This is a genomic window from Mycoplasma enhydrae (assembly GCF_025779955.1).
Lineage (GTDB): Bacteria > Bacillota_I > Bacilli_A > Mycoplasmatales > Metamycoplasmataceae > Metamycoplasma > Metamycoplasma enhydrae.
On record NZ_JAOXHI010000029.1, the window covers coordinates 1 to 315 of the forward strand.

The 315-nt window shown below is 30.2% G+C and carries 1 protein-coding gene; it reads right to left on the minus strand.

From position 1 onward, the window contains the following. A partial coding sequence (locus tag OF364_RS03035; RefSeq protein ID WP_263774138.1) for a hypothetical protein occupies positions 1-315 on the minus strand: 315 nt, incomplete at both ends.

Genomic DNA, 315 nt, shown 5'->3' on the forward strand with positions numbered 1-315 from the left:
TTTATCATCAATTTCTTTTTCTAAGTCTTCAGCTTTAGTTTCATATTCTTTATATTTATTAGTAATAGCTAAAGTTTTAGCATCAGCTGCTTTTTGTTTTGCTGCTCTTAGTTTTTCTAAAGCGGCTACTAATTTAGTTGAATCCTCACCAGCACCATTTGCTTCTGTAAATGCCTCATTTTTGGCATTTTCAGCTTCAGTATATTTATTTTCTGTAGCTTGTTTTTTAGTATCTCTATCATTTGTTTTAGTTGTTTTAAGAGTGTTTGCTTGATCTAAAGTGTTTTTTAGTGCTTCTAATTTTTCAGGGACTGA